Raw genomic sequence first — 13797 nt, 5'->3', positions numbered from 1 at the left:
TATGAATGTCGTGAAGATCAACGAGCGCCTGACAGTTGCGGGCCAGCCGATGATCGCTGATTTCCCATCGCTCTCGGCTCAGGGCTTTAAAAGCATCATCAATGCCCGGCCGGATGGCGAAGAACCCGGCCAGCCCGGCAATGCGCAGGAAAAAAGCGCCGCCAGCGCCGCGGGCATGGACTATGGCTTCATCCCGGTCAGCGGACCCACCATAACCGAAGCCGATATCCGCGCCTTCCAGCAGAAAATGGCAGAAGCGGAAGGTCCCGTTTTTGCCCATTGCAAGGGCGGCACCCGTGCGCTCACGCTTCATGTTCTCGGGGAAGCACTGGATGGGCGCATCGAAAGGGACGATATCGAGGCTTTCGGCAAGGCGCATGGCTTTGATCTTTCCGGCGCTGCGCGCTGGCTGGAACGGCGGGCGGCGGCAGTGCCTCACGTCAAGGCATTCTTCGATCCGCGCACATGGAGCGTGCAATATGTCGTTTCCGATCCCGCAACCGGGCGCTGCGCCATTATCGACCCGGTCTATGATTTCGACGAAAAATCCGGTGCGACCGGAACCATGAATGCCGACGCCATTCTGGATTATGTGCAGAGCCAGGGGCTTTCGGTGGAATGGATTCTCGATACCCATCCCCATGCCGACCATTTTTCCGCCGCCCACTATCTGAAGCAGAAGACCGGTGCATCAACGGCCATAGGTGCGAAAGTCACTGGCGTACAGAAACTCTGGCAGGACAAATACAATTGGCCTGATCTCAAGACCGACGGCTCGCAATGGGACCGGCTGTTCGACGCCGGAGACCGGTTCAATATCGGCTCGCTGGAAGCACGCGTGCTGTTTTCGCCCGGGCATACGCTGGCTTCCGTCACCTATGTGGTAGGCAATGCCGCCTTTGTACATGATACGCTCTTCATGCCCGATTCCGGCACCGCACGCGCCGATTTTCCGGGCGGCAGCGCCAGGGAACTCTGGGCGTCCATTCAGGCCATCCTCGCCCTTCCCGATGAAACACGGCTTTTCACCGGCCATGATTATCAGCCCGGCGGCCGCGCCCCGAAATGGGAAAGCACGGTGGCCGAACAGAAACGCAGCAATCCGCACATTGCCGGCGTGACGGAAGAGGGTTTCATTCGCCTCAGGGAAACGCGCGACCGCACATTGCCGATGCCGAAGCTCATTCTTCACGCCCTGCAGGTCAATATTCGCGGCGGCCGCCTGCCGGAGCCGGAAGCGAATGGCAAGCGTTATCTGAAATTCCCGCTCGACGTGCTGGAGGGCAGCACATGGTGACGGAAAACACGGTGGAAAAGACCCCGCACATCGGTGAGATCCCCCTTCCCGCCATGGAGGAGCGCGCCGTTGAGGTCGCGATACTTTTGAAAACGCTGGCCCACCCCGCCCGGCTGATGCTCGCCTGCACGCTGGCGCAGGGGGAGTTTTCCGTCGGCGAACTGGAGGCCAAGCTGGATATCCGCCAGCCGACACTCTCCCAGCAGCTCGGCGTCCTCAGGGAAGCCGGTGTGGTCGAGACCCGGCGCGAGGCCAAACAAATCTTCTATCGGCTGACGCAAGACAAGGCGGCGCAGCTGATTGCCGCCCTTTACGCCATCTTCTGCGCGCCTGAGGAGGTCGCCCGATGAGCGCCTATGGGCCTTCTCTTTTCGGCGGCATGCTGCTCGGCCTCGCCAGCATCTTGTTGTTTCTGTTCAACGGCCGTATCGCCGGCATCAGCGGTATCATCGGCAACGTGCTGGGCAAGGAGCGGCGTTTCATCAACCTGGCATTCGTGGCCGGCCTGCTTGCCGGGCCTTATCTTTATGCCGCCGCCTTTGGCCAGCTTCCCGCCGTCACCGTCAGCGCACCATGGCCGTTGATCCTCATTGCCGGTCTCTTGGTGGGTTTCGGCACACGCATGGGCTCCGGCTGCACCTCGGGTCACGGGATCATGGGACTGGCGCGATTTTCCCGGCGCTCCATCGCCGCCACCCTGACCTTCCTGATCGCCGGCATCTGCACCGCGACGATAACGGGGGCCCTGTCATGAAAAACCTTGCCATGGCGCGCCTTGCACTGGCGCTGACGGCAGGGGCCCTTTTCGGTTTTGGCCTGTCGCTCTCCGGCATGGTCGATCCGACCCGCGTTTCGGGGTTTCTGGATGTGGCAAGCGGCCATTGGGACCCCAGCCTGATTTTCGTTCTGGGCGGCGCTGTCATGGTGGCCGTACCGGGCGTGCTGCTCAGCCGATTTTTTGCCAAACCCGTTCTCGCCGAAGACTTCAGCCTTCCCGCAAAAACCCGCATCGACCGGCCGCTCATAACGGGCTCGGCCATTTTCGGCGTAGGCTGGGGACTTGCCGGTTTCTGCCCCGGCCCGGCGCTGTCGGCTTTTGCCCTCGGGCTTATGCCTGTCGTCCTGTTCGTGTGCGCCATGATTGCCGGCATGCTGGCGCATGACCGTCTTTATGCAAGAGAACCATAGAACATCCGCCAAGGCGCATTTGCCGGCCGAAAGACAAACGGTCGCACGGGTCCAAAATACCCGCGCGACCGCATTGTCGATCAGAGATCGATCAGGCTCTTGCCCGTCATTTCCGCCGGCAGCGGTACATTCATGAGCTGCAGCAACGTGGGCGCGACATCGGCGAGGATGCCGTCATGCAGCTTCGCACCTTCCGGACCGCCAAACAGGATAACCGGCACCGGATTGGTGGTATGCGCCGTGTGCGGGCCGCCGGTCACCGGATCGACCATGGTTTCGCAATTGCCGTGGTCGGCAATGACAAGCATCGCACCACCCACTTTTTCGAGGGCGGCGACAACGGCGGCAAGCCCGCGATCCACGGCTTCGCAGGCCTTGATTGCGGCCTGCAGGTCTCCGGTATGGCCGACCATGTCGGGATTGGCGTAATTGGTGACGATCAGATCGTAACCCTTGCCAATCGCCTCGACAAATTTTTCCGTCACTTCCGGCGCGCTCATCTCCGGCTGCAGATCATAGGTCGCGACCTTCGGCGATTTCGGCATGAAACGATCTTCGCCGACTTCCGGCTCCTCCTTGCCGCCATTCAGGAAGAAGGTGACATGCGGATATTTTTCGGTTTCAGCTAGGCGGAACTGCGTAAGCCCCTGCTTCGCCACCCATGCGCCGAGCGTATTGGCGATATCGCGCTTCGGATAAGCCGTCGTCATGAAATCATTATGCCGCGTGGAATATTCCACCATGCCAAGCAGCGCCGAAAGGGTGGGTTTTTCACGCGAAAAACCGTCGAAATCATCCGCGCCGATGGCAAGCAGAATTTCACGGGCGCGGTCGGCACGGAAATTCAGGCAGAACAGGCCGTCACCAGCCTTGAACCCCTCATAACCGTCGATCACCGTCGGCAGGATGAATTCATCGGTGACATTGTTCCTGTAGCTCTGGGCAACGGCGCTCACCGCGTCCCGCGCGTGTTCGCCTTTCGCCAGAACCATGGCGTCATAGGCTTTTTCGACGCGCTCCCAGCGATTGTCGCGATCCATCGCATAATAACGACCGATCACCGTGCCGATGCTGGCGCCCTGCGGCAGGCTCGCCACCAGCGCCGCCACAAAATCTTCAGCCGATTGCGGCGCGACATCGCGGCCATCGGTGATGGCATGCACCACGACCTTCAGACCCTGGCTGACCATCAGCTTCACCGCCGCCTGGCCGTGGAGAATATGGCCATGGACACCGCCGTCGGAAACGACGCACATCAGATGCGCCACACCGCCTGCGGCCTTCACCTTGGCGGCAAAATCAAGCATCGCCGCATTGCGGAAAAAGCTGCCATCCTCGATTGCCAGATCGATCTGGCCGAGATCCATGGCGACGATGCGGCCGGCGCCGATATTGGTGTGGCCGACTTCCGAATTGCCCATCTGCCCGGTGGGCAGGCCGACCTTCGGGCCGAAGGTGGTCAGCGTCGCATTCGGGCAGGAGGCAAAAAGCCGGTCCATGGTCGGCGTGTTAGCCAGCACCGGAGCATTGCTGGATTTGTCCTCGCTCAGCCCCCAGCCATCGAGAATAGTCAGGACAACGGGTTTGGGAGTGTGCATGGGAGGACCTTCTTCATTCGGTTGCCGGCGGAGGGCGGACCGCCGGGCGCTGGAGCGCCCTCTTCCGCCACTGTGATCATGATGAGAAAACATGCTTCTCGTTCTTCTCTTCTATACCCGAAGATGACGAACGCAAGCCTATACCGACAGCGAAACAGTTCCGTGAAGGTCGAAAACGCGGGCTAAAAAATGCAGTCATGACACGCACATGCTTTCATTCCCGTGCTCGTCACAGGAATCCAGCCCGACGCGCATCTGCGCGGCGGGAGAGTCCTTTCAGCCCAAAGACTTGGGCTGGCTGCCCCCCTGTGACAAGCACAGGGATGAGGGAGCACGGGTCGCCCTCAGTCTATGAAAATCAGCGCCGGCTTTTCCAGTAGCGCCTTGACGGCCTGGATGAAGACTGCGGCATCCCACCCGTCGACAACCCGATGATCGAAACTCGACGACAGGTTCATCATCTTGCGCGGCACAAAGCGAATTCCATCCCAGACCGGCCGCATCACGATCTTGTTGACACCGATGATCGCCACCTCGGGGTGATTGATGATGGGCGTCGAGACCACACCGCCCAGCGGCCCAAGCGAGCTGATAGTGATGGTGGAACCCATCAGTTCTTCCCGATGCGCCGTGCCGGTACGGGCGGCTTCCGCAACGCGCGCCACTTCCTCCGCACATTCCCAGAGGCCGAGCGTTTCCGTGTGGCGTACGACCGGAACCGTCAGGCCCGACGGCGTCTGCGTGGCGATGCCGATATGGACGGCTTCATAGTGGCTGACGACACCTTTATCGTCGTCAAAGGTGGCATTCATGCCGGGATGATCGGCAATGGCTTTCACCAGCGCACGCATCAAGAACGGCAGGATCGTCAGCTTCGGTTGCCCGGAGCGGCGGCTGGCGTTCATGGTCGCGCGCAGATCCTCCAGATCGGTCACGTCGACTTCCTCGACATAGGTGATGTGCGGAATGCTGAATGCGGACAGCACCATCTTCTCGGCAATCTTGCGCCGCAGCCCCGTCACCTTCACTTCCTCGACAGCGCTGTCATGCGGCGCTATCGGCTCGGGTCGTTCCGGCCGTCTCCGCACGGTTAAAAACCCATCGAGATCGGCATGGGTGATATGCCCGTCCGGCCCCGTTCCCTTCACCTGTCCAAGATCGATATCGAGATCGTCAGCCCGCTGGCGGACGGCGGGCGACGCCAGAGGTTTATGGTGCTCAACCTCGGGAGACGAAGGCGCATCCTCGATTTCACGGGCGGGCTGGATTTCAGCCGCTGGCGGCTCTTCCGTCATGTCGGACGGCGCTTCCGGTTCCAGCGCAGCCTCTGCAGAAGCAGTGACTGCGGCATCGGTTTCGATACGCACCAGCGGCGCCTTTACCGCCACAGTGTCGCCCACCGCCGCCGCCAGCCAGGTGACGACACCTGCCACCGGCGACGGGATCTCCACCGTCGCCTTGTCGGTCATCACGGCTGCCAGCACCGTGTCCTCATGCACGGGATCGCCCGGCTTGACGTTCCATTCCACCAGTTCGGCTTCCGCCACACCTTCACCGACATCGGGCATGGTAAGAACAAATTCCGCCATAATCAGGCCTCCATGATTTCGACGAGGGCGCGCCCGACGCGGGCCGGCCCCGGAAAATAGTCCCATTCCTGCGCGTGGGGATAAGGCGTATCCCAGCCCGCCACACGGACGACGGGAGCCTCGAGATGATAGAAACAATGTTCCTGCACCAGCGACACGACTTCCGCACCGAAGCCGGAAGTCAGCGTCGCCTCATGCACCATGACGCAGCGGCCCGTCTTGGAAACGGACTTCACGATGGTGTCGAGATCGAGCGGCAGCAGGCTGCGAAGATCGATGATCTCGGCATCCACCCCCGTCTCTTCCGCCGCCGCCAGCGCCACATGCACCATGGTGCCATAAGCGATGACGGTGACAGCGTTGCCGGGGCGGCGTATCTCGGCCTTGCCGATCGGGATGGTATAGTGCCCTTCCGGCACCTCACCCATCTCGTGTTTGGACCAGGGCGTGACGGGCCGGTCGTGGTGGCCGTCGAAGGGGCCGTTATAAAGCCGCTTAGGCTCAAGAAACATGACAGGGTCGGGGTCTTCGATGGATGCGATCAACAGACCCTTGGCGTCATAAGGGTTGGAGGGAACCACCACCTTCAGCCCGCAGACATGGGTGAAAAGCGCTTCCGGGCTCTGGCTATGCGTCTGCCCGCCGAAAATGCCGCCGCCGGTCGGCATTCTGAGCACGATCGGGCAGGTGAAATCGCCATTGGAACGATAGCGGATACGCGCCGCCTCCTGGGTGATCTGGTCATAGGCGGGATACATGTAATCGGCAAACTGGATTTCGACACAGGGGCGCAGGCCGTAAGCAGCCATGCCGATGGCGGTGCCGACAATGCCGGATTCGCTGATCGGCGCATCGAAACAGCGGGTCCTGCCGTATTTTCCCTGCAGCCCCTGCGTGGCGCGGAACACGCCGCCGAAATAACCCACATCCTCACCGAACACCACCACATCGTCGCTGCGTTCCATGGACACATCCATGGCGCTGCGGACGGCTTCGATCATCGTCATTCTCGTCATGTCAGTACCCGGCTTTCTGGCGTTGACGGACGAGATGCGGCGGCATCTCGGCATAAACGCCCTCGAAAATATCCTTGGTCGGCGGCTTGCCGCCCGCATGCAGCGTGCCGTGGCTTTCCGCTTCGCGCTGCGCCTCGATCACCTCGTCGGCGATCTCCGCTTCCGCCTGCCGGTGCCGCTCCTCAGACCAGAAACCCCGCAGGATGAGGTGCTTCTTCAGCCTCAGGACCGGGTCGCCGAGCGGCCAGGCCTCGGATTCGGCCTTGGGTCGGTAGGCGCTCGGATCGTCGGAGGTGGAATGGGCGCCGACACGATAGGTGACATATTCGATCAGCGTCGGGCCGAGATTGCGTCGCGCGCGTTCCACGGCCCAGCGCGCCACGGCATAGACGGCAAGATAATCATTGCCATCGACCCTGAGCGCCGGAATGCCGAAACCCAGCCCGCGCGCCGCAAAGGTGCCGGAACCGCCGCGTGCGATGCCCTGAAAGGTGGAAATGGCCCATTGATTGTTGACGATATTGAGGACAACCGGCGCCTTGTAGGTGGAGGCGAAGACCAGCGCGGAATGAAAATCCGATTCCGCCGTCGAGCCGTCGCCGATCCAGGCCGCCGCGATCTTCGTATCGCCCTTGATGGCCGAGGCCATCGCCCAGCCGACCGCCTGCACATATTGCGTGGCGAGATTGCCGGATACGGTGAAGAAGCCATGCTCCTTCGAGGAGTGCAGAACCGGCATTTGCCGCCCGTGCAAAGGGTCAAGCTCGTTGGAATAGATCTGGTTCATCATGGTGACGAGCGGATAGTCATCGGCGATCAAGAGACCCGCCTGCCGGTAGGTCGGGAAATTCATGTCGCCTTTGGAAAGCGCCTTGCGGAAGGCGCAGCTGACCGCCTCCTCGCCCAGATGCTGCATGTAAAAGGAGGTCTTGCCCTGCCGTTGCGCCATCAGCATGCGGGCATCGAAAGCGCGAAGCCGCATCATGTTTTTCAGGCCCACCAGCAATTCCTCGTCCGAGAGCAGCCCTGCCCATGGCCCGACGGCCTCGCCCTGGTGATTGAGGACGCGGATGATCGAATAGGCCAGATCGCGCATGCTTTCCGGCGCTGCATCCACCTCCGGGCGCGGCACCGACCCCGCCTTGGGTATTTTCACATTGGAGAAATCCGGCTGGTCGCCGGGCCGCACCGCGGGCTCCGGCACATGCAGGCTGAGATGCGTGGTTTCGGTAATATCCATTCTACTCCTCCCATCGCCATCTCCTCCAGACGACGAAACAATTTTCAGAGGTTTCGCGCGATGACCATGCGCTGGACATCGCTGGTTCCCTCGTAAATCTGGCAGATGCGCACATCGCGATAGATCCGCTCCACCGGATAATCCGCCATGTAGCCGTAACCGCCGTGAATCTGGATGGCGTCCGAGCAGACCCGCTCGGCCATTTCGGACGCGAAGAGTTTTGCCATCGAGGCTTCAGAGAGGCAGGGCTCCCCCGCTTCCTTCAACGCCGCCGCATGCAACACCAGCTGCCGCGCCGCCGTAATCCGCGTCGCCATATCCGCGAGGCGAAACGCCACCGCCTGATGCTCGATGATTGCCTGTCCGAAGGCCTTGCGCTCACGGGCATAATCCCGCGCTGTCTCGAAGGCGGCCTGCGCCATGCCGACGGCCTGCGCGGCGATGCCGATGCGGCCGCCTTCCAGATTGGCGAGCGCGATGCGATAACCCTGCCCCTCGTCGCCCAGCCGCAATTGCGCCGGGACCGCCATGTCAGTAAAGGCAATCTGGCAGGTATCCGAAGAGTGCAGCCCGAGTTTTTCCTCGACTCTGATCACCTCGTAACCCGGCGTATCGGTCGGCACGATGAAGGCCGTGATGCCCTTCTTGCCCGCCGCCGCATCGGTGACGGCAAAAACGATGACGACATCGCCATTTTTGCCCGAGGTGATGAACTGTTTCGCGCCGTCGAGAATATAACGGTCGCCATCGCGCCGAGCGCGGGTCTTGAGGTTGGACGCATCGGAACCGGCCTGCGGTTCGGTCAGTGCAAAACCGCCGATCCATTCGCCGGAAGCGAGTTTGGGCAGGAAACGCTGCTTCTGCTCCTCGGTTCCGAATTTCAGGATCGGCACACAGCCGACCGAATTATGCACGCTCATGATGGTGGAACAGGCGCCATCACCGGCAGCGATCTCCTCCAGCGCCAGCGCATAGGCCACCGCACCGGTTTCCGAGCCGCCACAATCCTCGGAGACCAGCATGCCAAGGAAACCGAGGCCTCCCATTTCCTTCAGCTCGTCTTTAGGAAACCGGCTTTCCCGGTCGCGCGCGCTGGCACCGGGGGCGAGCCGCTCGCGGGCGAAATCGCGGGCCATGTCCCTGATCTGCTGCTGGGCTTCGGTGAGAATCATCGCCGCCTCCCTTAATGTCGCTCGATGCCGAGCGCGGTTGCCTCACCGCCGCCGATGCAGACAGCGGCCACGCCGCGTTTCAGCCCGTAGCGCTGCAGGGCAGCCAGCAAGGTGACGACAATCCTTGCGCCGGAAGCGCCGATCGGATGACCGAGCGCGCAGGCGCCGCCATGCACATTCACCTTGTCATGCGGCAGATCGAGATCGCGCATCGCCGCCATGGCCACCACGGCAAAGGCCTCGTTGATTTCGAACAGGTCGACATCCTTCGCCTTCCAGCCGGTCTTGTCGAACAGCCTTTTCATCGCGCCGATGGGAGCCGTTGGATATCCGGCGGGTGCATCCGCATGGGTGGCCTGACCGATAATGGTCGCCAGCGGTGAAAGGCCCCGCCTTTCCGCTTCGGAGCGACGCATGAGAACGAGAGCCGCCGCACCATCGGAGATAGAACTGGAATTGGCCGCCGTCACCGTACCGCCATCGCGAAAGGCGGGTTTCAGCTGCGGTATCTTTTCCGGCTTTGCCTTGCCCGGCTGCTCGTCCACGGAAACATCGCCGACGGGCGCTATTTCCGCCTCGAACGCCCCCTCCGCTATGGCGCGTCGCGCCCTTTCCAGCGAGGCGAGCGCATAGTCATCCTGCATGGCCCGGGTGAACTGATAGGCTTCAGCGCAATCTTCCGCGAAAGTGCCCATCAGCCGGCCCTTGTCATAGGCGTCTTCGAGACCATCCAGAAACATGTGGTCGGTGAGTTTGCCGTGGCCGAGACGATAGCCGTTGCGGGCACGGTCCAGCAGGTAGGGCGCATTGCTCATGCTTTCCATGCCGCCCGCCAGCACGATGGAAGAGCTTCCCGCCGCAATCTGGTCATGCCCCAGCATGATTGCTTTCATGCCCGAGCCGCACATCTTGTTGATGGTCGTCGCGCCAATCGTGTTGGGAATGCCGGCGGCAATGGCCGCCTGTCTGGCCGGAGCCTGCCCCTGCCCGGCCGTGAGCACACAGCCCATCAGCACATCATCTATGTTGGAAAACGGAACCGCGGCCCGCTCGATGGCCGCGCGGATCGCCGCCGCCCCGAGATCGGGTGCGGTCACCGATTTGAATTCGCCCTGGAACCCACCCATAGCAGTACGGGCGGCCCCGACGATCACGACAGGGTCATGCACAGCCAAATACACCTCCCTTGGTCATTCTCCCGCTTGAGAAAACGACCGTCATCGCGATCTCCTCCAGACCTCGACTGATATGAACGCTATCACCAACTCGAATTCATTTCAAAGCTATTTTGATTGACAGTTTTTTGATTGGCGATATCTTTGATCCAACAATTAGTCATATCATAGAGCAAATGATCCATGATTGAGCTCGACAGTTTCGACCAGAAGATTCTGCATGTGCTCGGCGATGACGGGCGGGTGAGCTGGCGGGATCTGGCGGCACGGATAGGTCTTTCCTTCACGCCGACGCTGCGGCGCGTGCGCAAGCTGGAAGAGGAAGGCATCATTCGTGGTTACACCGCCGTGTTCGATGAGAACCGGCTGCTCGGCAATATGGGCGTCTTCATTTCCGTCACGCTGGAACGGCAGATCAAGGAAGCGCTGACGACCTTCGAGCATCATGTCGCTTCCATTCCCGAAGTGGTGGGCGGTTACCAGACCAGCGGCAGCTCCGATTACCTGATCCACGCCATGGTGCGGGATCTGCCGCATTATCAGCAGCTTCTGGATTTCCTGACCACCGTTCCCGGCGTGTCGCGCATCCAGTCCAATTTCGCCATCAAGACATTCGTGCGCCGTTCCGCCGCCTTCACCGGGGGTGACGCGCCGTAAATCAAGGGTTGCCGGCGCGGAGGAGGCGCCGGCTGCTGACAAAAGGGACGGCCTGTCGTCCGGAGGAGGAGACGCGATGAGTTTGAACCTCGCCGCCATTTTCGATGCCGATCTCGGCCCGGAAATCGCAGCATTGCGCGACAGCGCAAGAGCATTCGCCGACGATAAAATTACCCCGCTCGCCGCCGAGATCGACCGCGACGACCGTTTTCCACGCAAGCTCTGGCCGCAAATGGGCGAGCTCGGCCTGCACGGCATCACCGTTTCAGAAGAATTCGGAGGAGCCGACATGGGTTATCTCGCCCATTGCGTGGCCATGGAGGAAATAAGCCGGGCTTCGGCTTCCATCGGCCTTTCCTACGGCGCGCATTCCAACCTCTGCATCAACCAGATTCACCGCTGGGGCACGGATGCGCAGAAGCTGAGATATCTGCCAAAACTCGTCTCCGGCGAACATGTCGGCTCGCTCGCCATGAGCGAGACGGAAGCCGGTTCGGATGTCGTCTCCATGCGGCTGAAGGCGGAACGCAAGGGTGACCGCTACGTGCTGAACGGCGCGAAAATGTGGATCACCAATGGCCACGAGGCCGATACGCTGGTGGTCTACGCCAAGACGGATATGGCTGCCGGCCCACGCGGCATCACCGCCTTCCTGATCGAGAAGGGCTTCAAGGGGTTTCGCCCGGCCCAGAAACTCGACAAGCTCGGCATGCGGGGCTCACCCACCTCGGAACTGGTATTCGAGGATTGCGAGGTGCCGGAAGAGAACATTCTCGGACGCCTCAATGACGGCGTGGCGGTGCTGATGAGCGGGCTGGATTACGAACGCGCCGTGCTGGCCGCGGGCCCGGTCGGCATCATGCAGGCGGCCATCGATCTGGTTCTGCCCTATGCCCGCGAGCGCAAGCAATTCGGCAAGCCTATCGGCGAATTCCAACTGGTGCAGGGCAAGCTCGCCGATATTTATTCGGCCATGAATGCCTCCCGCGCCTATGTCTATGCCGTGGCGCGGGCCTGCGACAATGGTCGCATCACAAGGCAGGACGCGGCGGGCGCGATCCTGTTTGCCGCCGAACGGGCGACGCAGGTGGCCCTGGATGCCATCCAGCTTCTCGGCGGTTCCGGTTATGTCAATGAAAGCCCGGCCGGACGGCTGCTGCGCGACGCCAAGCTTTATGAAATCGGCGCGGGTACCAGCGAAATCCGCCGGATGCTGATCGGCCGCGAACTGGTCAAGGGCAACGGGTGAGGACACGCGATGAAGCTTACATCCAGTCTGAACCGCGACCCCACCTTCGCTGCCAATGTCGATTTCATGTCGGGTCTGGTGGATGACCTGCAGCAGCACGTCGAAAAAATCTCCAGAGGCGGCGGCGACAAGGCCCGCGAACGGCATCTTTCCCGCGGCAAATTGCTGGCGCGCGACCGGATCGAAGCCCTTCTCGATCCCGGCAGCCCGTTTCTCGAATTTTCGCAATTCGCAGCCTACGAGGTCTATGACGAACCCGTTCCCGCCGCCGGCATCGTCACCGGCATCGGCCGGGTCTCGGGCCGCGAATGCGTCATCGTCGCCAATGATGCGACGGTTAAAGGCGGCACCTATTATCCGCTGACGGTGAAGAAACATCTGCGCGCGCAGGAAATCGCCACGGAGAACCGCCTGCCCTGCATCTATCTGGTGGATTCCGGCGGCGCGAACCTGCCCAATCAGGACGAGGTGTTTCCCGACCGCGATCATTTCGGCCGCATCTTCTACAATCAGGCCAACATGTCGGCGGAAGGCATCGCCCAGATTGCCGTGGTGATGGGCAGTTGCACAGCAGGCGGGGCTTATGTGCCTGCCATGAGCGACCAGTCCGTCATCGTCAAAAATCAGGGCACGATCTTCCTCGGCGGCCCGCCGCTGGTGAAGGCCGCGACCGGCGAGGTGGTGAGCGCGGAAGAGTTGGGCGGCGCTGACGTGCATTCGCGGCAATCCGGCGTCACCGATCATTACGCCAATAACGATCGCCACGCGCTGGCGCTGACCCGTCGGATCGTCTCGACACTCAACCGCCGCAAACAGGTGGAGCTGGATATTCGCGAGCCGGCGGAGCCGCTTTATCCGGCAGACGAGCTTTACGGTGTCATACCCGCCGATACGCGAAAACCCTTCGAAGTTCGCGAGATCATCGCGCGTCTGGTGGACGGTTCCGAATTCGACGAGTTCAAGGCGCTTTACGGCACGACTTTGGTCTGCGGTTTCGCCCATATCCATGGCTATCCCGTTGGCATCGTCGCCAATAACGGCATTCTCTTTTCGGAATCGGCGCTGAAGGGCGCGCATTTCATCGAACTCTGCTGCCAGCGCGGTATTCCGCTGGTCTTCCTGCAAAACATCACCGGCTTCATGGTCGGCAAGGCCTATGAGGCTGGTGGTATCGCCAAGGACGGCGCCAAGCTCGTCACCGCCGTCGCATCGGCAAAAGTGCCGAAATTCACCGTCATCATCGGCGGCTCCTTCGGGGCAGGCAATTACGGCATGTGCGGGCGGGCCTATTCGCCGCGCTTTTTGTGGATGTGGCCCAACGCCCGCATTTCCGTGATGGGCGGTGAACAGGCGGCCTCCGTTCTGGCGCAAATTCGCCGCGACGGCATCGAGGCCGATGGCCGTCACTGGTCGAAGGAAGGCGAGGAGGCATTCAAGCAGCCGATCCGGGAGAAATATGAAAAAGAGGGGCATCCCTATTATGCCAGCGCGCGGCTGTGGGACGACGGCATCATCGATCCCCGGGATACCCGTTTCGTGCTCGGCCTCGGGCTTTCCGCAGCACTCAACGCACCGATAGAACCCACCCGTTTTGGCCTGTTCAGGATGTGAGGCGA

General features: G+C 61.5%; 13 protein-coding genes. 7 read left to right on the top strand and 6 right to left on the bottom strand.

Annotation, left to right across the window (positions count from 1 at the left end):
• The first annotated feature begins 1 nt into the window (after nt 1).
• From blh to N5D22_RS03325, 4 genes are read left to right on the top strand one after another with little or no spacing between them, the layout of a single operon-like run.
• Nucleotides 2-1297, top strand: a complete 1296-nt coding sequence (gene blh, locus N5D22_RS03340; protein ID WP_279655966.1) for a bifunctional sulfur transferase/dioxygenase Blh — start codon at nt 2-4, stop codon at nt 1295-1297.
• Nucleotides 1291-1647: a sulfite-sensing transcriptional repressor BigR gene (gene bigR / locus N5D22_RS03335; RefSeq protein WP_279655967.1), complete on the top strand. Its 357-nt coding sequence runs from the start codon at nt 1291-1293 to the stop codon at nt 1645-1647. Before blh ends, bigR begins: the two co-directional genes overlap by 7 nt.
• Nucleotides 1644-2051: a YeeE/YedE family protein gene (locus tag N5D22_RS03330; RefSeq protein ID WP_279655968.1), complete on the top strand. Its 408-nt coding sequence runs from the start codon at nt 1644-1646 to the stop codon at nt 2049-2051. The genes bigR and N5D22_RS03330 overlap by 4 nt, the downstream gene beginning before the upstream one ends.
• Nucleotides 2048-2485 carry a YeeE/YedE family protein gene (locus N5D22_RS03325; RefSeq protein ID WP_279655969.1) on the top strand — a complete coding sequence of 146 codons (438 nt, stop codon included), beginning with the start codon at nt 2048-2050 and terminating at the stop codon, nt 2483-2485. The genes N5D22_RS03330 and N5D22_RS03325 overlap by 4 nt, the downstream gene beginning before the upstream one ends.
• 80 nt (nt 2486-2565) lie before the next feature.
• On the opposite strand, the gene gpmI is transcribed toward N5D22_RS03325, so the two are convergent.
• The 6 genes from gpmI to N5D22_RS03295 all read right to left on the bottom strand — a co-directional run bounded on the left by gpmI (nt 2566) and on the right by N5D22_RS03295 (nt 10275).
• Nucleotides 2566-4083 (bottom strand): 2,3-bisphosphoglycerate-independent phosphoglycerate mutase, encoded by a 1518-nt coding sequence (gene gpmI, locus N5D22_RS03320; RefSeq protein ID WP_279655970.1) that lies wholly within the window; start codon nt 4081-4083, stop codon nt 2566-2568.
• Nucleotides 4084-4427: 344 nt separating this feature from the next.
• Complete coding sequence (locus N5D22_RS03315) at nt 4428-5672, bottom strand: dihydrolipoamide acetyltransferase family protein (protein WP_279655971.1); 1245 nt, start codon at nt 5670-5672, stop codon at nt 4428-4430.
• Nucleotides 5673-5674: 2 nt separating this feature from the next.
• Complete coding sequence (locus N5D22_RS03310; RefSeq protein ID WP_279655972.1) at nt 5675-6688, bottom strand: alpha-ketoacid dehydrogenase subunit beta; 1014 nt, start codon at nt 6686-6688, stop codon at nt 5675-5677.
• A gap of 1 nt (nt 6689) precedes the next feature.
• Nucleotides 6690-7928, bottom strand: coding sequence for a 3-methyl-2-oxobutanoate dehydrogenase (2-methylpropanoyl-transferring) subunit alpha (locus N5D22_RS03305; RefSeq protein WP_279655973.1), 1239 nt, complete (start codon nt 7926-7928; stop codon nt 6690-6692).
• Between the two features lie 44 nt (nt 7929-7972).
• Complete coding sequence (locus tag N5D22_RS03300) at nt 7973-9100, bottom strand: acyl-CoA dehydrogenase family protein (RefSeq protein ID WP_279655974.1); 1128 nt, start codon at nt 9098-9100, stop codon at nt 7973-7975.
• 11 nt (nt 9101-9111) lie between these two features.
• Nucleotides 9112-10275 (bottom strand): acetyl-CoA C-acyltransferase, encoded by a 1164-nt coding sequence (locus N5D22_RS03295; protein ID WP_279655975.1) that lies wholly within the window; start codon nt 10273-10275, stop codon nt 9112-9114.
• A 183-nt stretch (nt 10276-10458) separates the two neighbouring features.
• Here N5D22_RS03295 and N5D22_RS03290 point away from each other — a divergent pair, with 183 nt between their 5' ends.
• The 3 genes from N5D22_RS03290 (at nt 10459) to N5D22_RS03280 (ending at nt 13792) form a co-directional block, all read left to right on the top strand.
• The gene (locus tag N5D22_RS03290; protein WP_003500312.1) at nt 10459-10932 is read left to right on the top strand and encodes an Lrp/AsnC family transcriptional regulator; all 474 of its coding nucleotides are present in this window, start codon (nt 10459-10461) and stop codon (nt 10930-10932) included.
• A 76-nt stretch (nt 10933-11008) separates the two neighbouring features.
• A complete protein-coding gene (locus tag N5D22_RS03285; RefSeq protein ID WP_279655976.1) occupies nt 11009-12181 on the top strand; it encodes an isovaleryl-CoA dehydrogenase in 1173 nt (390 codons plus the stop codon).
• Nucleotides 12182-12190: 9 nt separating this feature from the next.
• The gene (locus tag N5D22_RS03280; protein WP_279655977.1) at nt 12191-13792 is read left to right on the top strand and encodes a carboxyl transferase domain-containing protein; all 1602 of its coding nucleotides are present in this window, start codon (nt 12191-12193) and stop codon (nt 13790-13792) included.
• Nucleotides 13793-13797 lie beyond the last annotated feature (5 nt).

Source organism: Agrobacterium sp. GD03872, from assembly GCF_029840625.1.
Lineage (GTDB): Bacteria > Pseudomonadota > Alphaproteobacteria > Rhizobiales > Rhizobiaceae > Agrobacterium > Agrobacterium fabrum_A.
The sequence above is the reverse complement of the archived record's forward strand: the minus strand, read 5'-3'. Positions and strand labels throughout refer to the sequence as shown.